At 64.0% G+C, this 24886-nt stretch carries 26 protein-coding genes and 1 pseudogene; 8 read left to right on the top strand and 19 right to left on the bottom strand.

From position 1 onward, the window contains the following. Positions 1 to 159: 159 nt before the first annotated feature. A complete protein-coding gene (locus ACW7G1_RS09480; protein ID WP_456979485.1) occupies positions 160 to 1281 on the top strand; it encodes an alpha/beta fold hydrolase in 1122 nt (373 codons plus the stop codon). 14 nt (positions 1282 to 1295) lie between these two features. On the opposite strand, the gene ACW7G1_RS09485 is transcribed toward ACW7G1_RS09480, so the two are convergent. The 12 genes and pseudogenes from ACW7G1_RS09485 to ACW7G1_RS09540 form a co-directional block, all read right to left on the bottom strand. Then, complete coding sequence (locus tag ACW7G1_RS09485) at positions 1296 to 2120, bottom strand: arylamine N-acetyltransferase family protein (protein WP_456979486.1); 825 nt, start codon at positions 2118 to 2120, stop codon at positions 1296 to 1298. Then, a complete protein-coding gene (locus ACW7G1_RS09490) occupies positions 2113 to 2379 on the bottom strand; it encodes a hypothetical protein (protein ID WP_456979487.1) in 267 nt (88 codons plus the stop codon). The genes ACW7G1_RS09485 and ACW7G1_RS09490 overlap by 8 nt, the downstream gene beginning before the upstream one ends. An 83-nt stretch (positions 2380 to 2462) precedes the next feature. Then, the gene (locus tag ACW7G1_RS09495) at positions 2463 to 3263 is read right to left on the bottom strand and encodes a hypothetical protein (protein ID WP_456979488.1); all 801 of its coding nucleotides are present in this window, start codon (positions 3261 to 3263) and stop codon (positions 2463 to 2465) included. A 60-nt stretch (positions 3264 to 3323) separates the two neighbouring features. Beyond that, on the bottom strand, positions 3324 to 3968 hold the full coding sequence (locus ACW7G1_RS09500; RefSeq protein ID WP_456979489.1) for a hypothetical protein: 645 nt from the start codon (positions 3966 to 3968) through the stop codon (positions 3324 to 3326). Between the two features lie 147 nt (positions 3969 to 4115). Then, positions 4116 to 4589, bottom strand: coding sequence for a carboxymuconolactone decarboxylase family protein (locus ACW7G1_RS09505; RefSeq protein WP_456979490.1), 474 nt, complete (start codon positions 4587 to 4589; stop codon positions 4116 to 4118). Next, entirely contained in the window at positions 4586 to 5527 is a 942-nt protein-coding gene (sigJ, locus tag ACW7G1_RS09510; RefSeq protein WP_456979491.1) for an RNA polymerase sigma factor SigJ, read from the bottom strand. Before sigJ ends, ACW7G1_RS09505 begins: the two co-directional genes overlap by 4 nt. Before the next feature lie 146 nt (positions 5528 to 5673). Further along, the gene (locus ACW7G1_RS09515; RefSeq protein WP_456979492.1) at positions 5674 to 7980 is read right to left on the bottom strand and encodes a hypothetical protein; all 2307 of its coding nucleotides are present in this window, start codon (positions 7978 to 7980) and stop codon (positions 5674 to 5676) included. A gap of 272 nt (positions 7981 to 8252) precedes the next feature. Continuing rightward, a pseudogene (locus tag ACW7G1_RS09520) lies at positions 8253 to 8865 on the bottom strand (arylamine N-acetyltransferase family protein). 19 nt (positions 8866 to 8884) lie between these two features. Beyond that, positions 8885 to 9031: an arylamine N-acetyltransferase gene (locus tag ACW7G1_RS09525; RefSeq protein WP_456979493.1), complete on the bottom strand. Its 147-nt coding sequence runs from the start codon at positions 9029 to 9031 to the stop codon at positions 8885 to 8887. A gap of 75 nt (positions 9032 to 9106) precedes the next feature. Then, a complete protein-coding gene (locus tag ACW7G1_RS09530) occupies positions 9107 to 9814 on the bottom strand; it encodes an NADPH-dependent FMN reductase (RefSeq protein ID WP_456979494.1) in 708 nt (235 codons plus the stop codon). Positions 9815 to 9862: 48 nt separating this feature from the next. After that, entirely contained in the window at positions 9863 to 10480 is a 618-nt protein-coding gene (locus ACW7G1_RS09535) for a LysE family translocator (RefSeq protein WP_456979495.1), read from the bottom strand. Between the two features lie 16 nt (positions 10481 to 10496). Next, positions 10497 to 11525 (bottom strand): glutathione S-transferase family protein, encoded by a 1029-nt coding sequence (locus tag ACW7G1_RS09540; protein ID WP_456979496.1) that lies wholly within the window; start codon positions 11523 to 11525, stop codon positions 10497 to 10499. 113 nt (positions 11526 to 11638) lie between these two features. Between ACW7G1_RS09540 and ACW7G1_RS09545 the strand changes: the two genes are divergently transcribed. Beyond that, positions 11639 to 12529, top strand: a complete 891-nt coding sequence (locus ACW7G1_RS09545) for a LysR substrate-binding domain-containing protein (protein ID WP_456979497.1) — start codon at positions 11639 to 11641, stop codon at positions 12527 to 12529. Positions 12530 to 12580: 51 nt separating this feature from the next. On the opposite strand, the gene prpB is transcribed toward ACW7G1_RS09545, so the two are convergent. Then, positions 12581 to 13465 (bottom strand): methylisocitrate lyase, encoded by an 885-nt coding sequence (gene prpB, locus ACW7G1_RS09550; RefSeq protein ID WP_456979498.1) that lies wholly within the window; start codon positions 13463 to 13465, stop codon positions 12581 to 12583. Positions 13466 to 13723: 258 nt separating this feature from the next. Between prpB and ACW7G1_RS09555 the strand changes: the two genes are divergently transcribed. Next, positions 13724 to 14980 (top strand): carbohydrate porin, encoded by a 1257-nt coding sequence (locus ACW7G1_RS09555; RefSeq protein WP_456979499.1) that lies wholly within the window; start codon positions 13724 to 13726, stop codon positions 14978 to 14980. A 77-nt stretch (positions 14981 to 15057) separates the two neighbouring features. Next, positions 15058 to 17526, top strand: a complete 2469-nt coding sequence (locus ACW7G1_RS09560; RefSeq protein WP_456979500.1) for a membrane-bound PQQ-dependent dehydrogenase, glucose/quinate/shikimate family — start codon at positions 15058 to 15060, stop codon at positions 17524 to 17526. Positions 17527 to 17656: 130 nt separating this feature from the next. Here ACW7G1_RS09560 and ACW7G1_RS09565 read toward each other — a convergent pair whose 3' ends face one another. The 6 genes from ACW7G1_RS09565 to ACW7G1_RS09590 form a co-directional block, all read right to left on the bottom strand. Next, positions 17657 to 18358: an OmpA family protein gene (locus ACW7G1_RS09565; RefSeq protein WP_456979501.1), complete on the bottom strand. Its 702-nt coding sequence runs from the start codon at positions 18356 to 18358 to the stop codon at positions 17657 to 17659. 123 nt (positions 18359 to 18481) lie between these two features. Further along, positions 18482 to 19906, bottom strand: coding sequence for a replicative DNA helicase (locus ACW7G1_RS09570; protein ID WP_456979502.1), 1425 nt, complete (start codon positions 19904 to 19906; stop codon positions 18482 to 18484). Positions 19907 to 20129: 223 nt separating this feature from the next. Further along, positions 20130 to 20582: a 50S ribosomal protein L9 gene (gene rplI / locus ACW7G1_RS09575; protein ID WP_456979503.1), complete on the bottom strand. Its 453-nt coding sequence runs from the start codon at positions 20580 to 20582 to the stop codon at positions 20130 to 20132. A 63-nt stretch (positions 20583 to 20645) separates the two neighbouring features. Beyond that, positions 20646 to 20876 carry a 30S ribosomal protein S18 gene (gene rpsR, locus ACW7G1_RS09580; RefSeq protein ID WP_456961590.1) on the bottom strand — a complete coding sequence of 77 codons (231 nt, stop codon included), beginning with the start codon at positions 20874 to 20876 and terminating at the stop codon, positions 20646 to 20648. 26 nt (positions 20877 to 20902) lie between these two features. After that, positions 20903 to 21376 carry a 30S ribosomal protein S6 gene (gene rpsF, locus ACW7G1_RS09585; RefSeq protein ID WP_456979504.1) on the bottom strand — a complete coding sequence of 158 codons (474 nt, stop codon included), beginning with the start codon at positions 21374 to 21376 and terminating at the stop codon, positions 20903 to 20905. Between the two features lie 172 nt (positions 21377 to 21548). Beyond that, positions 21549 to 21887, bottom strand: a complete 339-nt coding sequence (locus ACW7G1_RS09590) for a HesB/IscA family protein (RefSeq protein WP_456961592.1) — start codon at positions 21885 to 21887, stop codon at positions 21549 to 21551. Between the two features lie 141 nt (positions 21888 to 22028). Here ACW7G1_RS09590 and asnS point away from each other — a divergent pair, with 141 nt between their 5' ends. From asnS to ACW7G1_RS09610, 4 genes are read left to right on the top strand one after another with little or no spacing between them, the layout of a single operon-like run. After that, the gene (gene asnS / locus ACW7G1_RS09595; protein ID WP_456979505.1) at positions 22029 to 23429 is read left to right on the top strand and encodes an asparagine--tRNA ligase; all 1401 of its coding nucleotides are present in this window, start codon (positions 22029 to 22031) and stop codon (positions 23427 to 23429) included. A gap of 29 nt (positions 23430 to 23458) precedes the next feature. Further along, on the top strand, positions 23459 to 23764 hold the full coding sequence (locus ACW7G1_RS09600; protein ID WP_456979506.1) for a hypothetical protein: 306 nt from the start codon (positions 23459 to 23461) through the stop codon (positions 23762 to 23764). Further along, positions 23761 to 24069, top strand: a complete 309-nt coding sequence (locus ACW7G1_RS09605; protein WP_456979507.1) for a hypothetical protein — start codon at positions 23761 to 23763, stop codon at positions 24067 to 24069. The genes ACW7G1_RS09600 and ACW7G1_RS09605 overlap by 4 nt, the downstream gene beginning before the upstream one ends. Position 24070: 1 nt before the next feature. Further along, positions 24071 to 24859, top strand: coding sequence for an SDR family oxidoreductase (locus tag ACW7G1_RS09610; RefSeq protein ID WP_456979508.1), 789 nt, complete (start codon positions 24071 to 24073; stop codon positions 24857 to 24859). Positions 24860 to 24886 lie beyond the last annotated feature (27 nt).

A 24886-nucleotide genomic window follows, 5' to 3' on the forward strand; every position in this document is an offset into this window, starting at 1 on the left:
CGCCGCCACGTCGACAAAGGTGACGAAAACGCGATCGCCAGTCTCGCGATTGCGGACCGCAACTTTAGCCGGCGCCGCGAACAGGAGGATGAAGCCGCCAGTGGCAGGACGTGACAAAATCCGAAATCACCGCATGGTTCCCACTCAATGATGCTGACGATGAGAATGCTGATTTCTGGACTGCTATCCATCGCCATCGCAGGCCTGTGCATGCCGGCACCCGCCGCCGAAACGGCTGCGCCAAACAATCGCGCGGACGCTGTGCGCATCGTTGCGGACATGCGCCGGGTCGTGACCGACAACGGCGTCGAGCGACTCGAGAAGATCCGTATCGGCGGCATCGACCAGTGGATATCGATTCGCGGCAGCGATCGTCGCAATCCGGTGCTGCTGATGCTGCACGGTGGTCCGGGATGGGTCGCGATGCCGACCAGTTGGTACTTCCAGCGAGGCTGGGAGGAGTACTTCACTGTCGTGCAATGGGACCAGCGCGGCGCTGGAAAGACCTATGTCGCCAACGATCCGGCCACGGTCGCACCGACCATGACGCGCGAGCGCATGGTCGCTGACGCCGAAGAGATGGTCGCCTGGCTGCGCAAGGAGTTCCAGAAAGACAAGATCTTCGTGCTCGGTCAATCCTGGGGCAGCTATCTTGGGCTTGAACTGGCGCAGCGCAGGCCCGAGTGGCTGCACGCGTACATCGGCATCGGGCAGATCACGAATGCGCCCGAGAGTGAGCGTCGCGGCTGGTCGTGGGCCCTGCAGCAGGCGCAGCGGGACGGTAACGCGCAGGCAGTGGCCGAACTCGAAGCGCTCGCGCCTTATGCGCAGGGCAGCGCGCCTGTTGCACTCGACAGCCTCTTCAAACAGCGCAAATGGCTGAATCATTACGGTGGCATGGTCCACAACCGGAGAGGTGGCGATGCCGAAGCGGCTGCGGTGAAACTGTCACCCGAGTACTCGGACCTCGACGTGGCCGGCATCTGGAAAGGCAACGCGTTCTCGATGGAGCACCTGTTGGCCGACGTCCTGACGCTGAACATGACGACGGTGCGCAAGATCGAGACGCCTCTGTTCCTGTTCCTGGGTCGCCATGACCACAACGTGTCATCCGCGCTGGCTGCCGAGTGGTTCGAGACGCTGCAGGCACCGCAGAAGCAACTGGTCTGGTTCGAACAGTCCGCTCATGAAGTCATGAATGAAGAGCCGGGCAAGACGCTGGTCACCCTGGTGCAACAGGTCAGGCCGATCGCCGAGCGTGCAGGCGACGCACCACCTTGAATCGCATGCGGGTTTCACGTCTGTGCGATCAAGTGCTCCAGAGTGGCGCGCAGGCGCGGAGCTTCCGGAACACGCAGCTTGAACACCGTGCCCAGCAGCTCGATCACCTCATCCGGACTGTCGAGATGCCGTCGCTCGCTGGCGGCACCGAGGCGGTGGATCGCGTAATCGCCGTTGTGCAAGGTGTGCCGCGCCTGCGATTCAACACGAGCCGCGACAAGTTGCCCTCTGAAAGGCGAATCGGGGTGCGTGGCCACATACCAGTTGCCGACCTCGTAATCGACGTCCATCGGCGGGAGCAGGTCGAAGACGTAGAGCGCACGCCACTCGCCACGCACCTGCGCGCGCAGCGTGTAACGTCCGTCGACCCGCGTCACCCTGTAGGGATCGTGCGGCGTGGCCTGGACGTCTTCGCTGTCCAGCAGCAGCGGGCCCGAAGGCGTCATGCCGCCGAATCCGACATCGGCGATGTAGCGCGTGCCGGCAATCGTCACCAGCAGCAGCATGTGCGTGCGCGGTGTTTCCGCATCCTCCGGCCCGCCCATGACAACGCGTCCTGTGAGTCCTTTCGCGTCGAATCCGAGCGCGCGCAGCAACTGCATGAACAGCAGGTTGAGTTCGTAGCAGTAGCCACCCCGGCCCCCGTGCAACACCTTGCGCTGCAACGCCGGCAGGTCGAGTGGCACCGGGTCATGCAGCATCGGGGACAAGGTCTCGAACGCGATGGCCGCGACATGGTGCAGCTGCAGCGCACGAAGCGTGTCCACGGTCGGTATGGTCGCGTCTGTGTAGTTGATGCGTCGCAAGTACGCAGTGACGTCGATGGGATCGTTATCCATGCGAGCGCCATCCGTGGAACATGGAAATGGGTGATTCGGGCAGGTTGCCCGCTACCCTGACCCCCAGGTACATCCATCTGTTCGAGCTGATCTGATGGATGGTGTCGGCGTCGTGGAGCGTCGCCTCGTTGCATGACGGTTGCCAGCCGCTGGCCTCGAACCGTTTTGCAGCCGTGGCCTCGCCCGCCGCGACGGTGACGTGCGATAGGGGCCGGATTTCCGGCCAGTGGGTTTCTCGATGACGACGAATGAATGTCATGGGGCAGGATCCTTTCGGGGCACCGCAGACGCCTTCAAAGTACCGCTGTGCGGAAGTTGCCCGGTGCTTGCCCACCGCCTGAATCAAGTCGCGCCGCCAAGCGGCTTCGGTTTCGGCTTGAACGAATTGTTGGGCGTCGTGACCCAGTGAACACCGGCCTGCACGAGCATCGCCATCACTACCGATGCCAAAAATGCGCCCGCGACAGGCAGGAGTTGTAGGAGCAGTGAAAGCGAGATACAGAATGTGGCGAACGAATAGAAACCACGAAACATACCGCGGAAAAGCCGGGCGACGAACAGCGGCCCGCTACGTCTATGCGAGAACAGCCCAAGCACCGTTCCCAGTACCGGAAACATGGCCATGAGGCCTGACCAGCGAGTGCCGACAGCCCCTGCGACCGCCGTGACGGCGACGACCAGGACCGCACCAGCGACCATGCGGGCGACGAGTTCCGTCGTGGGAAGGGGCTGCGCGGGTTGCGCCGTATCAAGTATGGCCGGCAGTAAGAACGGGCCTGTCACCAAGGCTAGCAATGCGAAGCCGGCTGCCAAGGGAAGACTCGCTGGCAGGTGCGAGAGGACAAACGCGACAACAACCCAGCTTGAAAGGCCCAGAACGACTGTGAGGGGCCACCCGAGCTTGCGGCTGCCATGAGAATAGGCGATGCCGAAAACGACGCAGGCAATCACGGCAAGCAATGAGCCTTGTGCCGCCTTGGCCGCAAAAAGTGCCCCTTGCTCTTGGGATAGAAAATAGAGGATTGGGCCTGTAACCACAGGGAAGCCGGCAAGCAGTCCAGCCACTTGGGGCCCCCAGCGGCGAGCCGCGACGGAGATGCCGGCGAGAAAGAGAGGGACTATTAAAAGCTTCAGCAGCAACATTGCAGACACCTAACGCCGGAATTAAGCCGACTGGCGAAGCAGTTCGGCTTGAATGAATTGTTAGGCCCCGTCTGGAGCACTGAATGTTACCTTGCCGTTTGCACCAAGCACCTCGATTCGAGCCTGCCCGGAATGATCCACTCTCAAGCGAATGCGATCTCGGCCCTGTGGGTCAGCCAGTAAGATTTCAGCGTCTTCATTCTCGTTGTGGATCGCAATGCGCCGCTGTACGACCTTGCTGGCTCCAATAACGTCTAGATCGGCAGGAGGGCGCGAGTTGATATGCAATCCAGTCAGAGCGCTCTTTCCGTCCGGGCTTACGCGGGTGACCATTCCCATTGCATCATAGTTTGGGTAGTCAAACGCAAGTGCTGAAACTTTACCGATGCTGGCGTCGGTAATTGCCAGGCCGCCCATCTCGCTACCCCCGGCATCATAGAAGACGATGCCGGCTGGATGCACAGCGCGGGGGTACTCTTTTCCGTTGAGCTTCGGCAGGGGGAAACGCTCGGCGTTGGAGATCACTAGGCGTGATACTCCCGAAGGGTCAACGATGTTGATTCGCTCGACAGTTAGTTCAGCTTGATCGCGCGGAGACTTGGCCGCAGTGAGCGCCATAACTGTAAGTGCGAGGGTTGTGCAAACGGCATAAACTTTGAGCCAGCGGACGTCACGGGCAATCTTGGTATTCTCGTTATTTGTCATCCACAACTCCTCAGGCAATGATTAAGGGTCTAACGCTGATCTCGTCACCAAACCGGGTTTCGCGTATCACAGCAACAGCGTAAGGAGTCATCGATTGCTCCAAAATGTCGTAAATGTATTAGTGCGCTCTAACTTGCGAATGAACGGTTAAGACGTTCGTGCGTGCCGCGCCTCCGGCTTGTAGTGGCCCCCGATGCTGCGTGCGGCGACGTTGATGCGGTTGAAGCCGTTGATCGCGACCACCAGCAGCGTCAGGTCGACCAGCTCGGGCTCCTTGAAGTGCTGGCGCGCCCGTTCGTACAGCGCGTCGGACACCGCTTCGGGTGAGGCGAGCTCGGTCAGCTCCTCGGCCCAGGCCAGGGCGATGCACTCGCGCTCGCTGTACAGCTTTGTCTCACGCCATGCCGGCAGCAGGTACAAGCGTTGCTCGGTCTCGCCGGCGGCGCGGGCATCCTTGCTGTGCATGTCGAGGCAGTAGGCGCAGCGGTTGATCTGCGACACGCGCATCAGCACCAGTTCGATCAGGGCGGGCTCCAGCCAGCCAGCGGTGTGGATAGCATCATTGAGGGCGATCAGCGGCTGCAGGGCGGCGTAGTGCTTCTGCACGGAAAAACGGGTCACGGCAATGCTCCTCGATCGGGTGGTCGCGATTCGGCCACGTCAAAGCAAGGACGCAGCCGCCGCCGGTTTCGTGACAGCCAGCAGCGGGCCAGCTTGCGCGGATGCCGCAGTGCGTGGATCGCGGTGATGCGGCCGCCGTCGCACTCGATCCAGATCGCCGCCAGCAGCGCCTCACCGTCCCGCAGCAGCAGCGCCGGCGCGCCATTGAGGGTGGCCGGCACGTAGCGCGTGTCCGGGCCGCCGAGGTTGCGCGCCACCTGCAGGTAAAGCCGGGCGACGCGATCGGCGCCGTGCAGCGGTCGCAGCGTGGCGCGCACGACGCCACCGCCATCGCTGATGTGGATGGCGTCCTCGGCGAACAGCGCGCGCAGCGAATCGAGCGTGGGTTCCGCCATCGCGTCGACAAAGCGCTGCAGCAGACGGCGCTGTGCGGCCTCATCCACGCTGAAGCGCGGCCGCCCCTCGCGCAGGCGAGCCTTGGCGCGGTGCACGCGCTGGCGGCAGGCGTCTTCCGCGATGTCCAGGATCGCCGCCGCCTCGGCGTGGCTGTAATCGAATACCTCATGGAGCAGGAACGCCGCACGCTCCTCCGGGCCCAGGCGCTCGAGCAGCAGCAGGAACGACAGCGTCAGCGATTCGCTGCGCTCGAGCGCGGCATCCGGGTGCTCGGCATCCGGCACCAGCGGCTCGGGCAGCCACGGGCCGGTGTAGTGCTCGCGTTCGTGCCGTGCCTGGCGCAGGCGGTCCAGCGCCAGGCGCGTGGTCACGGTGACCAGCCAGGCCTCCGGGTCGTCGAGCGTAGCCACGTCCTGCACGTGGAGCCTTAGCCATGCATCGTGCAACACATCCTCCGCATCGGCCGGCGTGCCGAGCATGCGATAGGCCAGGCCGAACAGCCGGGACCGATGATGTTCGAACAGCGCGGTGGTCGGGTCCATGGTGAGATTCTCGGTCACATAGGGCGAGGACGCGGGGGCGGCTGGATTCGTGACCGCCCATCCGTGGTTCCTGTCGCCAGCGATGCCGCAGGAATAGCCAGTTGCTCGGACGCTGGACTCCTGCATATCGACGATAGGGCGTGATTTCACTCAGGTACGAACGCCACCCTGCTCAGCGCCACGGTGCCTTCGCGGGTGCGATCAAACACGAATGCGATCTCAAGGACGCCGTCGCGGTCGAAGTCGGGATTGACGGCAACGAAATCGTCGAGCGGGAAGACGTAGGTCTGGAACGCGGGTTCGGGATCCACCCGGGCACGCACCAGTGCCGACTTGAACAGGTCCGGATGCTCGGCGGGAATCAGCATCGCCTGGCTGCCCAGCGTTAGCTCCGCCGTATTACCGGCCGCGTCGGTCAGGCGCACAGTGAGGTCGACCCCGGAAGGGTCGTCCACGGCGTCATCATCGTCTGGAGTCGCGGCGCCCTGCCCGGTGTCGGCCATCGAGAACGCCAGTGCTTCCATTTCTCCGTCGATCGCGGCATCAGGCAAGGTGATTGCATAGTGGGCCGACGGGCCGGTTGTGCTCCAACCGAGATAGACCGCGCTCGTGTCGCGCTGACCATGACGCATCCCGATACGCTGCTCGCGCCAGTCACTCAGTCCCGTCTGCGAAATCACGGCACAAGGCAGGGTCGCAGTGCTCAGATCAAGGTCTTCGGCGAACGACGCCACGACGACTTCGCCAGTAGCGACGAACTCTGCGGCGTAGGCGTTTTCGGGCAGCCAGTCCGCACCCAGACGCGGCTCTTGGAACAATGGAACGTACCGCGCATCCCCGCGCAGCGTGGCCTCCATGAATGCACCCAGGTAAACCTGGGTGACGCGGCGCTGCTCCTGTGCCGGGATCAGCGGTCTGACGTTGAGCAGCCAGCCAAAGGGCGCGGTGATATCTAGCCGACCCCAATCGGTGTTGAACTGGCCGTGGTTTGCCCCGGCGACATGGAGCGCCGACTTGAACCCGTCAAAATCGTCCGAGAATGCGACGCGATCGAACTGCTTGATCCCCTCGAACGAGGTCTGGTCGGCGTCATGGCCGCCCTGCATCGTGAAATAGTGCACGTCGCGCAGCGGCGTCCCGACCCGCGCGGGGCGGTACTGGCCGTCGACGGGGGCGATAGCCGCGACGGCCCTGATGTCATAGCCGTAGTCGAAGCTCAGGGTCGCGTCGTCGGGGTACAACGGCAGATGATTGAACGCGGCAGCGATTGCGACCGCCTCGCCGCCGCGCGAGTGGCCGACCAGGCCGATCCGCGTGGTGTCCACCTTCCTGAAGAAGAGACGATCCGGATCGGCGTTCCACTCGTGCCAGAGCCGCAGGTGCTCGAGCAGGAGCCAGCCACGCGCGTCGTTTTCGTCGGCAGTACCAGTGGGCAAGTCGGCAATACCGGTATTGAGGAAGTTCTGGTCCACCGACACGAAGATGAAGCCGCGGCTGGCCATCTGCTCGCCAAGATAGGCATAGCCGGCATCCGAGAAGTCCTCCATCAGATGGTTGCCGTGAACCGCGAGCACGAGCGGGAAGGGGCCGTTTCCGTCTGGCTGCCATACCCTGCCCTGCAGCGGCAGCGCATCGGTATCGAACCCCCAGTAGGCCGCGCGGATGCGGGCAGGTGTACCACTCCAGGACACCAGCTTGGAACCGTCCACGGACCGGGTCTTGACGTCGACGTCAGCCGCGAACTCCGGGCGATACCGGTCCGTGCCGCTCCCATAGGTCCAGGTCACGACGCGGTGCGGGCCATGAAGCGATGGATCGGGCGCATCCAACGACTCGGCGCCGGCCGCCCATGCGGTGATGGTGCGCCCTTGGGCCGGTTTGCCGGGCGTGAGCAGCCACCATGCCGCGAAGGCGAAGAACGCCAGGCCCGCAATCGCCGCGGCGAAGGCAACGACCTTGCCCCGTCTCGCAGTGCGGACAGTTCGCTGCCTGACGATGGCACCAAGACCACTGGCAAACAGGGAGGCCGCCAGCACGACCACGATCGCTCCCATGATGGCGCCGCGCCGGGTGGCATAGAAGTCGAACAGCGGTACCGCCGCAATGACAACCACGACGAAGCTGCGCCGGTACAACGCCGGCAACGCGAGCAGGAGGCGTGCCGACAACAGCAGTGCGAGCGCGACGAGCACTGGTACCGCGACCAGGCTCGCGATGTACAGCAGAGCACGCCAATCGGTGGCCGACGTCCCCAGCGACAGCGGCACGACGAAGACCACGAGAACCACAATCCCGACGCCGATGACGCCCCACGCCGCGTCGCGCCAGTGCGGCGAAGCCGACGGCAGCACCTGCGCCGCGCGCGTGATCCGGCGCCGCAGGGAATCGAGCCGATCAATCGTCCATCGTCGCCAGCGGCTGCGTCGCGTCTGCTCATCTGTGGAATAGCGCATGGCGTGCCCCGGCAAAATATTTCCGCAAGACAGGTCGGGGGATGGGGCCCGCGGTCGCGGAGTCCACGCTAACTGGCCTTGAAACGCGACCTTTGACGCTGGTTGAATCGGCGCTTGCCCAGCACCCTTCAATCGGCATTCCCATAACCAGTTCCTACCTCTTGAAGTCGAGGGGGTACATGTTGCAACTGGAATGTGGTCTCAAGAATGCAATTTATGGTCTATTATTCAGTCCATTATCCGCGCAATGCCAAATCGTGACGGGGCCACGTTCAGGCCATTGAATTGCCCGCGTCTTCGCCGGCAAGCAGGTGCTCGATCGTGGTGCGCAATCGCGGATGCTCCGGCACCTCGATGCCGAACTCGTCGCGCAACACCGCGATGACGGCGTCGGGTTCGGCCAGACGCCGCCGCACCGTGCCGACGCCGATCCGGTGCAGGGCGAAATCACCGTTGCGCAAGGTCTTGCGCCAGCCTTCTCTAGTACGGGCGGCCACCAACTGGCCAACGAAAGGCGAGTCCGGATGCGTCGCCACGTACCAGTTGCCGACTTCGTAGTCGATCGGCCGGCGGTACCAGGTCAAAGGCGTACAGCGCCTGCCAGACGCCTGCTACCTGCGCACGCAGCAGGTAATGATCATCGCGCTGTTCCAGGCGGCGATGCTCCACCAGATACGGCTCGTGCGGCGTGATCTGGGCCAAGTTCGAGTCGAGCAGCAGCGGCGCGGTCGGCACCATGCCGCCGAAGCCGATGTCGGCAATGTAGCGGCGACCTTGGAGAGTGACCAGCACGAGCATGTGCGTTCACGGTGTCAGCGCGTCCTTCGGACCACCCATCACTACCCGTCCGGTCAGGCCACGGGCATCGAAGCCGAGTTCCTGCAACAGGGCCAGAAACAGCAGGTTAAGCTAGCTCGTAGCAATATCCGCCGCGACCGTTGTGCAGGACTTTGCGCTGCAGCGACGCGAGATCGATCGGCACCGGCGAATGCAGCATCGTAGCCAGCGTCTCGAAGGCGATCGCACCGGTGTGTCGCAGTTGATATCTCATCGACTGATTCATGACTTCTCCCGTTTCAACAGTGGCGGCATCCTGCAAAGGCGGCGTACCTGGATATCCTGTCGACTACGGCGGGGCAACCCGGTCGATCCAGTTCGCGAACGATGCCAGCACCTCTTCAAGCGCCCGGCGCGTCGGGATATCCGTCAACCGACCAGTGGCGTCGAACACTCCAGTCACGTCCCGGACGAACAGCGCTGGCGCCGGCATGACCAGTGATTCGGTGGCGTACAAGGTCTGGCGCAAAGCCTGTTGGGAAAGACGCGTGCCCCAGCGTCCGCCCGATGCGCCGATGATCGCCACCGGCTTGCCGGCCAGTACTTCGTCGGGTGCGGCCCGCGACAGCCAATCGAGCGTGTTCTTCAGTACGCCGGGGATGGATTGATTGTATTCGGGCGTCGCGATCAACAAGCCATCGGCGGCGGCGACGTCACGGCGAATTCGTTGAACGACCTCCGGTCCGCCATCGGTCTCCTGCTCGAGATCCTCGTTGAACAGCGGAATGGACGCCAGATCGTAGTAAACACTGACGGTCATTCCGGCGGGTGCGCTTTCGGCGGCAGCTTCGAGCAGGCGCAGATTCCAGGAGCCACGACGGAGGCTGCCGGCGATGGCGAGTATGCGTTTGCCGGGCTGCCCGGCATCGGAGGAGTCGCGGACAGACTCGCCTGGAAAGTCGACAGGAACGGAAACACTTGTCTTCGTTGAGAGAATCGCGCACTTCACCAAGCGGACAAGATCCGGGTGGCCGGGGGGAACGAAGATATTTGTCATCGTTGTGAGCCCTTGTGGTGTTTGAAGCTGCAAGCGTTGGCACCGCCACTACGGAAGCGGTGCATCGACCGGGACGAGTACGAGCAGCAGTGCCGACACGAACAGGAGCAAGCCCATCACTCGGTCCAGCCAACTGCGGACACGCCGTCGATCGAAATAGGTCGTCATCAGGACGCCGAGGGCGCACCAGAGCGCCAGACAAAGCGCGGGGATGACCGTGAACAATGCTGCCAACGGCAAGAGCACCTGCGATGCCTCCGCGCCGCTGCGAACCGCCGCGGTCACCGTCAGCACCATGACCCAGCTCTTTGGATTGAGGAATTGAAAGCCGAACAGCGCCGCGGCGCCGATGGGCAGCGCGCGGACCGGGGCCACGCCGTTGGCTCCGTGTCTGGCGAAGCTGCCCATGACCAGGCTGGCCCCCAGCCAGCACAGATACGCCGCGCCGCCGACAGTAATGACGCGCTGCAGTCGCGGTTCGGCCGCGAACATCACGCCGGCACCGGCCATCACCAGCAATAGCATGACCAGTCCACCGGCCACGACGCCGGTGATTGCCGGCAACGCCGCCATGAACCCGGACTGGGAGGCGGCACGCATGACGATGAGGTTGTTCGGCCCTGGCGTGATGGCCGCCACGGCGATGAGGCCGGCGGCACCGATCATCAGTGCGTCCATCGGTTCAGTCCCGCCGCGAGCAAAGCTGCAGCGTGGTGGGCTCGATCTCGACCTCACGCCCCGAAACCAGCGCTACCCGGGCCGGGCCGAACCGCTCGCGACCATGCGCTGCAGACCAGTTGGCATCGGGCTGCGTCGCGACGATGCCGAACGGGTTGATGCTGCGATCGTGGACGTAGTAGCCCGCGCGGATCGCGGCCAAGTCGACCGTGGCGGACACGCCTCGCCACGCGTGCAAGTCACGCGCATAGGCCCAAAGATGCGGAAGGTCGACCAGGCGCCGGCGCGCACACTTGAAGTGGCCGTGGTAAACCGCGTCGAACCGCACCAGCGTCGGGAACAGCCTCCAGTCGGTCTCGGTGTTCGTCTGGCCAAACAGGTAGCGACCCTTCCCCAGACGGTGCTCGAGCCGGTCGAGCATCACGAACACACTCTCCACCGCTTCGTCGTAGGCGTCCTGGCGCTGCGCGAAGCCGGCACGGTAGACGGCGTTGGAGAGCTCAGTCTGCAGGTCGGTGTTGAGGGCGTCGATCCGGTCGCGCAGAACCGGCGGGGTGAGCGTGAACGCACCCTTCATGTCCGCGTCCGCCGCGTCGAACGCACGCATGATCTGCGCCGACTCGTTACTGACGATCCGCCCAGCGTGACTGTCCCAGAGCACGGGAACCGTCGCTCGGCCGGAGTAGACCGGATCTGACAAGCTGTAAAGCTCATGCACGTGCCGAATGCGCCGACCGCATCCCGGAACCAACCAAGGCTCACCGCCATCAATCGCATAGCCCTCGCTCCGGGCCCCACCCGCGATCTGCACCGGCACACAGCTCTCCAACCCCATGAGTGCGCGCACGATCAAGGTGCGATGGGACCAGGGACAACTCAGTGAGGCGATCAGGTGATAGCGGCCGGGCTGTGAACGCAGCCGTCCGGCGACGTCATCAAGCGGCAAGGAGTGCGCGCTATCTGGTCTTATAAAGCGACCTTCAACGATGTTTGAATCAGCGTTCGTCCAGCGGCCGTCAATCAGCATTCCCATGACTCGTCCCTTTGCCCTAAAGTCGGTGGGGACATACTGCAAGCGAAATGCGGTCTCAGGAACGCAATTTACGGTCTATTATCCAGTCCATTATGAAACTCCCCCTCAACGCCTTGCGCGCCTTCGCCACCGTCTATGCCCAAGGCGGGGTGCGTGCGGCCGCGCGTGAGCTTGGCATCGCGCATTCATCGGTCAGCCGGCATCTGGCGGAGTTGGATGCCTGGCTGGGCGTTGCCTTGATCAATCAGTCCGCTGGCCGGCGTGGCATCTCTTTCACGCCGCAGGGCGAGGCGCTGGGCAGGGCAACGCTGGCCGGCTTTCGCGACATCGAGCACGCCGTAACGTCACTGCGCGAAACCCGGTCGAGCCGTTCGGTGACGGTATCGACGACACCTTCCTTCGCGGCACGCTGGTTGCTGCCACGCCTGCCAAGGCTGGAACAATCCCATCCGCACCTGGAAGTGTCGGTGGTCGTGGATCAGAAAATCGACAACATGGCGGCCGGCGGCATCGACCTCGCGATCCGGATGGGGCGCGGTCCCTGGCCTGAGGTTCGCTGCGAGCCACTGATGGACGACATCTTGTATCCAGTCATGAGTCCGGCGCTGTTCGAGACTTCTGGTCATCCCGGTCGACCAGAAGACCTGCTCGGCATGCGGCTGCTGCACGACCGCGATCCACAGGCGTCGTGGGAGACGTGGCGACAGGCGCACGGACCTGAATCACTGGATGTGTTGGCCGGACCCCGTTTCGCGTCATCCGACCTTGTGCTGCGGGCGGCGATTCAGGGCCAAGGCGTCGCCCTCGCCCGCCACCGGCTTGCGTTCGACGACGTGGCCTCCGGCGCACTGGTCAGACCAATCGAAAATCTCGGCGTGACGCTTGAACCCGCCTACTGGATCGTGCTTCCCCGGCACGGACGCATCCGGGCCGGGACGCTCGACGTCATCAAATGGCTCAAGCATCAGACCGCGCGAAACGACGGAGAGTTGCCAAACAGATGAGGCGAACCGGTAGTCCCCCGGAACGCGCCGAGGTCGACATCCAGCGGCATCCTACCGGCCTTGCGCGAACAACTGGTCGAGTCTGTCCTCGTACGCGTGATAGTCGAGAAAATCGTAGAGTTCGGTCCGCGTCTGCAGCGTGTCTACGATGCTCTTCTGCGTGCCCTCGCGACGTACCATCTCATAGAAGTTCAGCGCGGCCTTGTTCATCGCTCGATACGCGCCGCAACAGTAGAGTGCAATGTCGACCCCGGCATCCCCAAGTTCGCCGGTGCTGAAGAACGGAGTCTCGCCAAACTCGGTGAGGTTCGCTACCACCGGCACCTTCACCGCCGCCTTGAACCGGCCAAAGTCCTCCAGCGTACTGATTGCCTCGGGGAAAATCATGTCGGCACCGGCCTCGACGTAGGCCGTCGCACGCTCGATCGCCGCATCAACCCCTTCGGCTGCCGCTGCGTCGGTGCGCGCCATGATCACGAACCCATCGTCTGTGCGTGAATCCACCGCGGCCTTGATCCGGTCGACCATTTCCTGTTTCGTCACGACTTCTTTGCCAGGACGGTGGCCACAGCGTTTCTGGCCGACCTGATCCTCCATATGAACCGCAGCGACGCCGGCGTTAATGAAAGAGCGGATGGTGCGGCCAATGTTGAAGGCGCCACCCCAGCCGGTATCAATGTCGACCAGCAACGGCATCTGCGTGGCATCGACAATGCGACGCGCGTCCGTGAGCACATCCTCCATCGTACTGATACCCAGATCGGGTATGCCCAGAGAGTTGGCTGCGACACCGCCACCGGACAGATACAGCGCCTTGTAGCCCGTACGCTTGGCCATCAGGCCGGCGTAGGCGGTAATGGCACCCATCACTTGAAGCGGGGACTCTTCGGAAACGGCTGCGCGGAAACGTGCGCCTGCAGAAATTGGGATCGACATCTATGGTGTCCTTGTAAAATGCTCATGAAGTCAGCGGATTCAACTTTGAAGTGCACGCTGATCATGGTTGAAGAATACCTCGCTTGGGGTCAGGCACCCGATCAAAAACGGGGAGCGTCAACGCGGCGAGCCGATTGACGCTGATGTGGCGAGTCCACCGCCCCATCACATCGTTCATGGAAGATGCCCGCATGGAGGGCGGTAATCGTGTACATCCGGCACAAGGGCGATCGAGCAGTGTCATGGGCTTTGGCGGCAATGGCCCTGTGCTTTGCCGGACAGGCGAGCGCTGCTGACGATCACTACCTGCTGGGTGATTGGGACGGCGCGCGCGGCCGCCTCGCCGATATCGGTATCACCTTCGACATCGGATACGACAGTGAGCTGGCGCACAACTTCAGCGGTGGCGAGCGACAGATCACGCGTCACGCCGACCAGTGGAAATTCGGCACCGACCTGGATCTGGAAAAACTCTGGGGCTGGAATGGTGCCAGCTTCCAGGTAGTCATGACCCACCGCAGCGGCAATGACCTTGGCAGCGACGCCGGGATAGGCAACAACCAGCTATTGCAGGAGGTTTACGGCCGCGGCCAGACCTGGCACCTGACCGTTTTCGCGCTGGAGCAGTCGTTCCTCGCCAACCGGTTGCAGTGGCGCATTGGCCGGATGACGGTGGGCGGCGACTTTGCGGCGTTCTCCTGTGACTTCCAGAATCTCACCTTCTGTGGCTCGCAGCCGGGCAACCTGGTGGGCGACTACTGGGTCAACTGGCCCACCAGCCAGTGGGCCACGCGGCTCAAGCTCGACATCAGCAAGCAAATGTACCTGCAGGTGGGCGCGTACCAGGTCAATCCAAAATATATCGATGACCAGTACGCGCGCGAGAACGGCTGGAAGCTCGACTTCCCCGGCGGTACCACCGGCGCACTGGTTCCGTTGGAGTTTGGCTGGTTGCCGACGACCGATGGTCGACCCGGCAGCTACAAAATTGGACTCTGGTACGACACGTCCGGCGGTCCGGACCTGTTCCTGGATACCAGGCATCAGCCGCTTGCGATCACCTCTGGTGCTCCCCTGCATCGCGACGCGCGTTACGGTGGCTACATCAACGTCGAGCAACAGATCAGTGGCGATAGCGGCCAGTCCGGGGCGACCGTGTTCCTCAATGCAACGCAAGCCGATCGCGCAACAGCGGCCACCGACCGGCAGATCGCATTGGGCGTGCAATATGCCGGGCCATTTGGCCGGGAGCAGGATACGGTCGGTTTCGCCATCGGCGCCACCCATCCCAACGGTCGCGCCGCCGACCATCAACAGCTACACAACCAACTGCACCCGGAGGATCCGGGGTTGGTGCTGGATGGCAACGAGTATGCAGCCGAGTTGATCTACGCCTGGCGTCCCATCCCGGGACTCACGTTGCGGCCCAACCTCCAGTACGTCGTCCATCCGGGCGGCAGCAGCCGCAACAGCGACGCGCTGGTGGTCGGACTCAAAAGCAGCCTGGTCTTCTGAGAGCGTCGAGCGCTTGTATACATTTCACAAACGTCCGCTGCGGGAAGGTCGCAGGGTCATCACCGGAGGAAATCACCGTGCCAGATACCCAGTCGTATCGCGCCCCCATGATCACCGGCGCCGTGTTCCTGTTGATCGGACTGGCCCTTCTGGGCTGCGGTGGGTGGCTGGTGCTGCTTGGCGGGTCCTGGTACTACCTGCTGGCCGGCCTGGGTTTCGCATTGGTCGGGGTGCTTCTGTGCATGCGCCGCCGGATGGCGCTGATCCTCTATGCCCTGTTGCTGCTGGCCACGCTGGTGTGGGCGTTGTGGGAGTCGGGGCTGGACTGGTGGCCATTGGCCAGCCGGCTCGGGGTGCCATTCCTGCTCGGTGTCTGGCTGCTGCTGCCCTGGGTCCGCCGCGGGCTGGATCAGCACCACGCCACGCCGCGCCGGCAACCGGCTGCACGCAGCTCCTGGATGCCCCTGGCGGCCGTCGTCATCGCGACCTTGTTGCTGTCGGTTGCCTCGTGGTGGAACGATCCGCATCGCATCGAGGGCAATGCACCCGGTCCGCGACCCGCGACCGGCGCCATTACCGAGGCCGTTCCCACCGACGAATGGCATGCCTACGGGCGTACCCGGCAGGGCCAGCGCTACTCGCCACTGACCCAATTCACCCCGGCCAACGTGGCCGACCTGGAGGTCGCCTGGACGTACCGCACCGGCGATTTTCGGGGCCAGCCCGGCGACCCGGTGGAAACCACCTTCGAGGTCACGCCCCTGAAGGTTGGCAATCGCCTGTTCCTTTGCACGCCGCATCAGTCCGTCATTGCCCTGGACGCCACCACCGGCGAGGAGGTATGGCGGCTGGACCCGAAGATCCAGGGCAAACTCGCATTGCAGCACCTGACCTGCAGAGGGCTGTCGTACGCTGCCCGGCCCGCTGACGCAGGAGATGATGCGGGTAACGCGTCGCAGCGCACGTCCTCCGGCGCGCCCGTCGCCGTCGCCGTCACCGACCTGCCGATCGCCGACAGCTGCAGCGCTCAGTTATTCATGCCCACTGCGGATGGGCGCCTGATCTCGATCAATCCCGAAAATGGCAAGGTCTGTCCGGACTTCGGCAACGGCGACGGCCAGATCGACCTGTGGCAGCACATGCCGAACGTCAACCCGGGCTCCTATTACTCCACCTCGCCGGTGGTGGTGACCGACTCACTGGTCATCGTCGGCGGCACGGTGCTGGACAATGTCAGCGTCAACGAGGCGTCGGGCGTGATCCGCGCGTTCGATGTCGATACCGGCGAGCTGGTGTGGAACTGGGACTCGGGCAACCCCGACGACACCGCGCCGCTGGGCCCCGGTGAGACCTACACGCCTTCCTCGCCCAACAGCTGGTCCATCTCCAGTGTCGACGAGGCACTGGGGCTGGTATACGTACCGCTCGGCAACCAACCGCCCGACCAGTGGGGCGGTGATCGCAGCGAGTCGGTCGAGCGTTTCTCCTCCGCCGTCGTCGCGCTCGATCTCGCTACTGGACAGGTGCGCTGGGTATTCCAGACCGTGCACCACGACCTGTGGGACTACGACGTGCCGGCCCAGCCGACATTGATCGACCTCACCGTGGATGGCCGCACGGTCCCGGCGCTGGTGCAACCGACCAAACAGGGGGAGCTGTTCGTGCTCGATCGCCGCACTGGCGAGCCATTGTTGCCTGTCACCGAGACGCCCGCGCCGCAAGGTGCCGCCGAAGGCGACTGGACGGCCTCGACGCAGCCGGTGTCGGCGCTGTCGTTCAACCCGCGGCCACTGACCGGCGCCGACATGTGGGGCGCGACCCTGTTCGACCAGCTCGCCTGTCGGATCGCGCTGCGCAAGCTGCGTTACGAGGGTCGCTACACCCCGCCGTCCGAGCAGGGATCGCTGATCTACCCGGGCAACTTCGGGGTCTTCAACTGGGGTGGCATAGCGGTGGACCCGGTGCGCCAAATCGCATTCACCACGCCGACCTACCTGGCGTTCACCTCCACCCTGGTTCCGCGCGACGACGACGAAACGCTATACGTGCAGCCCGGCGGCGCGCCTCCACACGGCGCGCTACCGAGCCTGAACGAAAACTTCGGCGCGCCATTCGCGGTCGAGATGGGGCCATTCCTGTCGCCCATCGGCCTGCCCTGCCAGCAGCCGCCATGGGGCTACGTGGCCGCCGCCGACCTCACCACTGGCGAGGTCATCTGGCAGCACCGCAACGGCAGCGTGCGCGACCTCTCACCGCTGCCGCTTCCCTTCCGCATGGGCGTGCCCGGCATTGGCGGTCCGATCATGACCGGCGGCGGCGTGGCGTTCCTGTCCGGCAGCCTGGATGACTACGTGCGCGGTTACGACGTCACCACCGGCAAGCAGTTGTGGCAGCAGCGCCTGCCCGCCGGCGGACAGGCCACGCCGATGACCTACACCGGGACGGATGGGCGCCAGTACCTGGTGGTGGTCGCCGGTGGGCACGGCTCGCTGGGCACCACGCCGGGTGATTACGTGATCGCCTACGCGCTGCCGTCTGCTCAATGAACCCATGAACCCCGGTCCGTCCGGGTGTCATGGATCCTCGACCCCTCACATACAAAAACGGGCTCCCTGGGGAGCCCGTTTGAAGTTGCGCTGTCCGGGACAAGCCCGGTAGACACGCCCGTTAGATCGGTCAGGAGCGCAGCGGCACCAGCGTGATCTCGACGCGGCGGTTCTGCGCGCGACCCGCGTCGGTATCGTTGCTGGCCACCGGACGGCTCTCGCCGGCACCGGTGATGATGAAGCGATCGCGCACCACGCCCCTGGCCATCAGGTAATCGCCCACCGCGTCCGCCCGACGCACGGACAGTTGCTGGTTGTAGGCATCGGTACCCTTGCTGTCGGTATGACCGGCGACCTCGATGATGGTCTGGTTGTACTGGGTCAACGTGCCGGCCAGATTGTTGAGCACCGGATAGAACTGGGACTGCAGCGATGAGCTGTCAAAACCGAAGGTGATGCTGTCCGGCATGCTCAAGGTGATGTTGTCGCCCTGGCGCACGATATCCACGCCGGTGCCCGCCATCTGGTCGCGCAATGCGCGCTCCTGGCGATCCTGGTAGTTGCCGATAGCGCCCCCAGCCAGGCCGCCAACGCCAACGCCGACCAGCGCACGCTGGCGGCGTTCGGTGGCGTCGCCGCCGCTGAGCAGGCCCGCAACCGCGCCCGCCACCGCACCGATGATCGCGCCCTTCTTGGTGCGGTCATTGCTGGGGTCAGGCTGCTGCCCATACGGGTCCTGCGGTTGGCCATAGTACCCGCCGCCGGTGGCGCAACCACCGAGCAACGCGGTCGTCATGGCAACGGCGAGTACGATTTTGACTGGGTTTTTCATGGGAGCGTCCTTCCTGACAGTGGGCCTGAGAAACATCAAGTGAAGCTAACCACGTTGCTGTATGAACAAGGTGATGGCGAATTTTACCTGTTCAGCTTTCGGCAGGCATTGCCTGCCGACAAGTTACTCGAAGCTGCCGATGGAGTCGTGCGACAGATTGTCGAATCGCGTGTACTCACCGAAGAACTTCAGCTTCAGCGATCCGGTCGGGCCGTTACGCTGCTTGCCGATGATGATCTCGGCCAGACCCTTGTCGGGCGAGTTTTCCTTGTTGTAGTAGTCATCGCGGTAGATGAACATGATGACGTCCGCATCCTGCTCGATCGCGCCGGACTCCCGGAGGTCAGCCATCACCGGACGCTTGTCGGCGCGGGTTTCCAGCGAGCGGTTAAGCTGCGACAGCGCGATCACCGGCACGTTGAGCTCTTTGGCCAGGTGCTTCAGGGAGCGTGAGATCTCGGAGATTTCGGTGGCACGGTTTTCGGTATTTCCCGGCACTGCCATCAGCTGCAGGTAGTCGACCACCACCAACCCCAGGTCGTGCTCGCGCTTGAGCCGACGGGCCTTGGCGCGCAGTGCGTCCGGCGACAGGCCGGGCGTGTCGTCGATGAATATCTTGGATTCCTTCAACATCCGGATCGCGCTGGTGACCCGGCTCCAGTCCTCGTCCTCCAACTGGCCACTGCGCAGACGCTGGGCATTGACGCGCCCGTTGGAGGAAATCAGGCGCAACGCAAGCTGGCTGGCCGACATTTCCATCGAGAACACTGCGACCGCCTTCTTGCTCTTGATCGCGGCGTACTCGGCGATGTTCAGCGCCAGCGTGGTCTTGCCCATCGCCGGACGCGCTGCCAGGATCAGCAGGTCGGTCGGCTGCAGTCCGGCGGTCATCTCATCCAGTTCGGTGTAGCCCGTTGGCAGGCCGGTGACCGTGCCGCCGGCGGCGTAGCGCGTCTGCAGGACATCGAAGGCTTCCGACAACGCGGAGTTGATGGCGGTGAAATCGGTGCGGCCCCGCGCACCGGCCTCGGCGATCGCGAATACCTGCTGCTCCGCCGAAGACAGCAGCTCGCTGCTCTCACGGCCCCCGGGCTGGAAACCATCGTTGACGATGGTGGTGCCGACCTCGATCAATTTGCGCAGGACGGCCTTGTCACGGACGATTTCGGCGTAGGCCTTGATGTTGGCAGCCGACGGCGTGGTGCTGGCCAGCTCGATCAGGTAGGCACCGCCAGCAACCTGCTCGCCCTCCCCCATCGATTCGAACCACTCGCCCAGGGTGACCGCGTCGAAGGGTTTGTTCTTTTCGGCCAGCTCGCGGATCGCACGGAAGATCAACTGGTGGTCGCGCCGGTAGAAATCATGCTCGGCGAGGCTGTCAGCGACCTGGTCATAAGCGTCCGGGGCCAGCATCAGGCCGCCCAGCACGGCCTGCTCGGCTTCGATCGATTGTGGCGGAATCCGCAACTGGTCCAATCGTTGTTCGGATCGGGTCTCGAAGCGCGAATCACTGCGCTGTTCACCGTGAAAGCCGGGGCGTGCACTCATCAAGGACAGGTTCCTGGCAGTGGCCGTGCGGCAGGGACGCGCGCAGGTCGAACACGCATCCTAGTGCGGGATGCGCGTGGGGGTTGCAGACAAGTCTGTGGATAACTGGTGGATAGCGCGGGACAAGTCAGCAAAAACACGAAAGGCGCCTCGCGGCGCCCTTCGCTTTATCAGACAAACGTGCCCAGCGTGCAGGCCGGGGCGAACCCCGGCCCGGTAGCAATCAGCTGACGTCGCCTTCGACAATCACCTTGACGATGGCTTCGACATCGGTGTGCAGGTGCACCACGACTTCGTAGGTGCCGGTGTGGTGGATGGGACCCTTGCCCATGATCACCTCGGACTTCTCGACCGGCTGGCCCAGCTTGGTCAGCTCCGCGGCGATATCGTTGCTGGTGATGGAGCCGTACAGCTTGCCTTCGGCGACGGCGTTGGCGTGGATCGTGATGGACACGTCCTCGAGGCCGGCACGACGGGCTTCGGCGTCGTCATGGCGCGTCTTGGCCTTGGCCTCGTACTCGGCACGACGGGTCTCGAACTCGGCCAGGTTGGCGGCGGTAGCCGGCGTGGCCTTGCCCTGGGGGACCAGGAAGTTGCGCGCGTAGCCCGGCTTGACGTCGACCTTGTCGCCGAGCCTGCCGAGGTTCTGCACGTTTTGCAGGAGGATCAATTGCATGGTGTTGCTCCGTATTCGTTAGCGGGGCGTGAGGCCCCGCAACTGATGGCTGTCCGAATGGGCTCAGGCGTGGTGGTTGTCGGTGTACGGGATCAGGGCCAGGAAACGGGCGCGCTTGATCGCGGTCGCCAACTGACGCTGGTACTTCGCCTTGGTGCCGGTGACCCGGCTGGGGACGATCTTGCCGGTCTCGGAAACGTTCTGGCGCAAGGTATTGAGATCCTTGTAATCGATCTCCTTGACGCCTTCGGCGGTGAATTTGCAGAACTTGCGACGGCGGAAAAATTTGGACATGGGTACGCTGCTCCGGGAGGGCGTGATCAGGCGGTTTCGGTGCTGTCGTCGGACGTGGCTTCCGGCGCGGCTTCAGGCTGGGCGGCGGGCTTGTCGCCGGCGCCGTCAGAGCTGCTGCCTTCGTCGTCGCGGCGACGACGATCGCCACGGTCGCCGCGGTCGGGCTTGTCACCCTTCTCGTCCTTGAACTTCATGATCAGCGACTGCTCGGTGTCCGCCTCGTCACGCTTGATGACCAGGTGGCGCAGGATCGCGTCGTTGAAGCGGAAGCTGTCGACCAGCTCGGCCAGCACAGTCTGGTTGCACTCGATGTTCATGAGTACGTAATGGGCCTTGACCAGGTTCGCGATCGGGTACGCCAGCTGACGCCGACCCCAGTCTTCGAGGCGATGGATCTTGCCTTCGCCGCCCTCGATCAAGCCCTTGTAGCGCTCGATCATGGCCGGCACCTGCTCGCTCTGGTCGGGATGGACCAGGAACACGACTTCGTAATGACGCATGGTGTTGTCCTTGTGGATATCGGCCTTGTTGGCCGGTCAGCCCCCCGTGGCCGTGGCTCGACACGCGGTGGGGCAAGGTTCCTGCGGCAAGATGCCGAAGGAAGCCGGTGATTATCGCAGTTTTCCGGCATGGGAACCATAGGCGCGCTTCTCGCGGCGCGCGCGGTTCCGCCTAGGCGAGGTCGGCGCTGGTGGTGAAGCTTTCCCCACAGCCGCATTCGGCACTGGCATTGGGGTTGCGGAACAGGAACTGCTCGCCCAGGCGCTGCTTGACCACGTCAATCTGGGTTCCATCGACTTGCGGCAGGCTGAGCATGTCCACGTAGACGCGCACACCGTCCTGCTCGAACACGGTGTCGCCGGGACGCTCTTCGGTGGCCAGGTCGGCATGATGCTGCCAACCCGAGCACCCGGTTTTGGCGGCCCCGAAGCGCAGGCCGATGGCATCCGGGCTGTCGCCGAGGAAGCGCTGCACGCGAGCCAGCGCGGCCGGGGTCATGGTGACGCTCATAAAAAAACCTCCGTTGATGCTGCCATTATAGGTGAACGGCAACGCGATGCCTCGCAAGCACGCCGGCCCACCCGTAAACTCCAACTCCCAACCATATCGGCCCTCAAGGGCAAGGAATCAAGGCATGACGGCGGTTTGCGCATGACGATAACCAGCGTCCAGCACGCGCTCGCAGGCCAACTGCCGGTCGGTGGTGAAATCACCGTCCGCGGCTGGGTGCGCACCCGGCGTGACTCCAAGGCCGGCCTGAGCTTCGTGAATGTCAGTGACGGCTCCTGTTTCGCACCCATCCAGGTCGTCGCGCCCGCCACCTTGTCCAATTACGAGGACGAGGTGAAGCACCTGACCGCGGGCTGCTCGGTGATCGCCACCGGTGAACTGGTCGCCTCCCAGGGCCAGGGCCAGGGGTTCGAGATCCAGGCCCACAAACTCGAGGTTGTCGGCTGGGTCGATGACCCGGAAACCTACCCGATCCAGCCCAAGGCCCACTCGCTGGAGTTCCTGCGCGAGGTCGCCCATCTGCGCCCACGCACCAACCTGTTTGGCGCCGTCACCCGCATCCGCCACTGCCTGGCCCAGGCCGTGCACCGGTATTTCCACGAGAACGGCTACTTCTGGATCAGTACGCCGATCATCACCACTTCCGATGCGGAGGGCGCCGGGCAGATGTTCCGGGTCTCGACCCTGGACGTGGCCAACGTGCCGCGCGACAAGACCGGTGCGGTCGACTTCAGCCGCGACTTCTTCGGCAAGGAGACCTTCCTGACCGTGTCCGGCCAGCTCAATGCCGAGGCCTATGCGCTGGCGCTGAGCAAGGTGTATACGTTCGGGCCGACCTTCCGTGCCGAGAACTCCAACACCACCCGCCACCTGGCCGAGTTCTGGATGGTCGAACCGGAGATCGCGTTTGCCGACCTGATGGAGAACGCCCGGGTCGCCGAGGACTTCCTCAAGTACCTGTTCCGCGCGGTGCTGGACGAGCGCGCCGACGACATGGCCTTCATCGACCAGCGTGTGCAGAAAGGGGCAGTGGATCGGCTGGAAGGGTTCATCAACGCGCCGTTCGAGCAGATCGATTACACCGACGCAATCAAGTTGCTGCAGGACTCCGGGCACAAGTTCGAGTTCCCGGTGGAATGGGGCCTGGACCTGCAGACCGAGCACGAGCGCTGGCTGACCGAGCAACACGTCGGCCGGCCGGTGGTCGTCACCAACTACCCCGAGCACATCAAGGCTTTCTACATGCGCCTGAACGACGACGGCAAGACGGTCGCGGCGATGGACGTGCTGGCGCCGGGCATTGGCGAGATCATCGGCGGCAGCCAGCGCGAGGAACGGCTGGACGTGCTGGACGCGCGCATGCGCCAGTTCGGGCTGGATCCGGAGCATTACCAGTGGTACCGCGACTTCCGTCGTTATGGTTCGGTGCCGCACGCCGGCTTCGGGCTCGGCTTCGAGCGGCTGGTGGTCTACGTCTGCGGACTGAGCAACATCCGCGACGCGATCGCCTTCCCGCGCGCGCCGGGCAACGCCGAGTACTGAATGCCAATGACCCGTCGAGGTGGTGATTCGTGATCCTGTTCTTTGCCCTGCTTTGCCTTGCCGTCGCCATCGCCGGCGCAACTGCGTTCGTCATCTTCTGGCCGCTGACGCTGGTGCACATGCGTGATCGCCAGCCAGAACTGCTGGAAAGCCTCGGTCCCAACGCGTTTGCCCGTCCGCCGGCGTGGTTGTGGTTGCTGCGCGGCCACTATCGCTCGGCCGCCGACCACAACCTCAATGGCCTTGCCACCCCGGCACGGATCGCACTGCTGACCATCGTCGGCGGATTGCTGAGCTCCGGCGTGTTGACGCTGATCGCCAAGGCCGCGTCATGAGCGCCGGACAGTGGTGGCTGGCGACGCTAGGACGCACGGTGGTCTGGGCCCGGATGCGGGTACTGGAGGCCGGCACCGCCGAGATACTCGACAGCGATGGCAATACCCTGCCCTTCGACAGTGAGGACTCCGCCCGATCGACGTTGATGGATGCCGAGTTCGCTGAGCTGTCCGGCATGGACGAGGACGATGCCAACTCACGGGGCTTCATGCTTGCCGAGCTGATTGCGCCCCAGGCCGACGATGACGAGCAATTGCGCGCGCGGATGGTGCAGACGCTCGCATCCAGACCAAAGGGGAACTGACATGGACATGGATCTCGGCGGGAAGCACGCGTTGGTGTGCGGTGCCAGCCAGGGCATCGGATGGGCCACCGCCAAGGCGTTGGCGGAGCTGGGCGCCGATGTCACGTTGCTGGCGCGCCGCGAGCCATTGTTACGCGACTTGACCGCACAACTACCCATGCCTCGCAGCAGCCAGCAGCATGGCTGGATCGCGGTCGACGCCGCCGAGACCCGGCAACTGCGCGCCCAGGTCGAATCACTGGTTGCCGCCAAGCCGGTGCATATCCTGGTCAACAACAGCGGCGGGCCGCCGCCCGGAGCCGTGCATGGCGCCGACGTCGCCGCGTTCGAGTCGGCACTGCGCCAACACCTGCTCGGCAACCATGTGCTCGCCGAGGCGGTGATCCCGGGCATGCAACGCGACGGGTTCGGCCGCATCGTCAACGTGATCTCGACCTCGGTAAAGGAACCGATCAAGGGCCTGGGTGTATCCAACACCACCCGCTGGGCCGTCGCCAGCTGGGCCAAGACCCTGGCCGGTGAGCTGGCTCCGTCCGGCATTACCGTGAACAACGTGTTGCCCGGCTCGACCCAGACGCCGCGTATCGAGCAGATCATCGACGCCACCGCGACCCGTAGCGGCCGCAACCGCGAGGAAGTCGTCGCCGACATGGTCGCTGCCATCCCGATCGGGCGCTTTGCCAGGCCGGAGGAAACGGCTGCGGCAATTGCGTTCCTGTGCTCTCCGGCGGCCAGCTACATCACCGGCATCAACCTGCCCGTGGACGGCGGCCGCACGCGGTCCCTGTAACCCGGCTGTCGCTGGCGGTAAGCTAGC

This window comes from Lysobacter sp. A378, assembly GCF_054052125.1.

What these genes read in the sequence shown, in the direction of transcription:
- ACW7G1_RS09480 (WP_456979485.1), top strand. Translation starts at nt 160, where the DNA reads ATGAGAATGCTGATTTCTGGACTGCTATCCATCGCCATCGCAGGCCTG.
- ACW7G1_RS09485 (WP_456979486.1), bottom strand. Translation starts at nt 2,120, where the DNA reads ATGGATAACGATCCCATCGACGTCACTGCGTACTTGCGACGCATCAAC.
- ACW7G1_RS09490 (WP_456979487.1), bottom strand. Translation starts at nt 2,379, where the DNA reads ATGACATTCATTCGTCGTCATCGAGAAACCCACTGGCCGGAAATCCGG.
- ACW7G1_RS09495 (WP_456979488.1), bottom strand. Translation starts at nt 3,263, where the DNA reads ATGTTGCTGCTGAAGCTTTTAATAGTCCCTCTCTTTCTCGCCGGCATC.
- ACW7G1_RS09500 (WP_456979489.1), bottom strand. Translation starts at nt 3,968, where the DNA reads ATGACAAATAACGAGAATACCAAGATTGCCCGTGACGTCCGCTGGCTC.
- sigJ (WP_456979491.1), bottom strand. Translation starts at nt 5,527, where the DNA reads ATGGACCCGACCACCGCGCTGTTCGAACATCATCGGTCCCGGCTGTTC.
- ACW7G1_RS09515 (WP_456979492.1), bottom strand. Translation starts at nt 7,980, where the DNA reads ATGCGCTATTCCACAGATGAGCAGACGCGACGCAGCCGCTGGCGACGA.
- ACW7G1_RS09525 (WP_456979493.1), bottom strand. Translation starts at nt 9,031, where the DNA reads ATGAGATATCAACTGCGACACACCGGTGCGATCGCCTTCGAGACGCTG.
- ACW7G1_RS09530 (WP_456979494.1), bottom strand. Translation starts at nt 9,814, where the DNA reads ATGACAAATATCTTCGTTCCCCCCGGCCACCCGGATCTTGTCCGCTTG.
- ACW7G1_RS09535 (WP_456979495.1), bottom strand. Translation starts at nt 10,480, where the DNA reads ATGATCGGTGCCGCCGGCCTCATCGCCGTGGCGGCCATCACGCCAGGG.
- ACW7G1_RS09540 (WP_456979496.1), bottom strand. Translation starts at nt 11,525, where the DNA reads ATGGGAATGCTGATTGACGGCCGCTGGACGAACGCTGATTCAAACATC.
- prpB (WP_456979498.1), bottom strand. Translation starts at nt 13,465, where the DNA reads ATGTCGATCCCAATTTCTGCAGGCGCACGTTTCCGCGCAGCCGTTTCC.
- ACW7G1_RS09555 (WP_456979499.1), top strand. Translation starts at nt 13,724, where the DNA reads ATGGCCCTGTGCTTTGCCGGACAGGCGAGCGCTGCTGACGATCACTAC.
- ACW7G1_RS09565 (WP_456979501.1), bottom strand. Translation starts at nt 18,358, where the DNA reads ATGAAAAACCCAGTCAAAATCGTACTCGCCGTTGCCATGACGACCGCG.
- ACW7G1_RS09570 (WP_456979502.1), bottom strand. Translation starts at nt 19,906, where the DNA reads ATGAGTGCACGCCCCGGCTTTCACGGTGAACAGCGCAGTGATTCGCGC.
- rplI (WP_456979503.1), bottom strand. Translation starts at nt 20,582, where the DNA reads ATGCAATTGATCCTCCTGCAAAACGTGCAGAACCTCGGCAGGCTCGGC.
- rpsR (WP_456961590.1), bottom strand. Translation starts at nt 20,876, where the DNA reads ATGTCCAAATTTTTCCGCCGTCGCAAGTTCTGCAAATTCACCGCCGAA.
- rpsF (WP_456979504.1), bottom strand. Translation starts at nt 21,376, where the DNA reads ATGCGTCATTACGAAGTCGTGTTCCTGGTCCATCCCGACCAGAGCGAG.
- ACW7G1_RS09590 (WP_456961592.1), bottom strand. Translation starts at nt 21,887, where the DNA reads ATGAGCGTCACCATGACCCCGGCCGCGCTGGCTCGCGTGCAGCGCTTC.
- asnS (WP_456979505.1), top strand. Translation starts at nt 22,029, where the DNA reads ATGACGATAACCAGCGTCCAGCACGCGCTCGCAGGCCAACTGCCGGTC.
- ACW7G1_RS09605 (WP_456979507.1), top strand. Translation starts at nt 23,761, where the DNA reads ATGAGCGCCGGACAGTGGTGGCTGGCGACGCTAGGACGCACGGTGGTC.
- ACW7G1_RS09610 (WP_456979508.1), top strand. Translation starts at nt 24,071, where the DNA reads ATGGACATGGATCTCGGCGGGAAGCACGCGTTGGTGTGCGGTGCCAGC.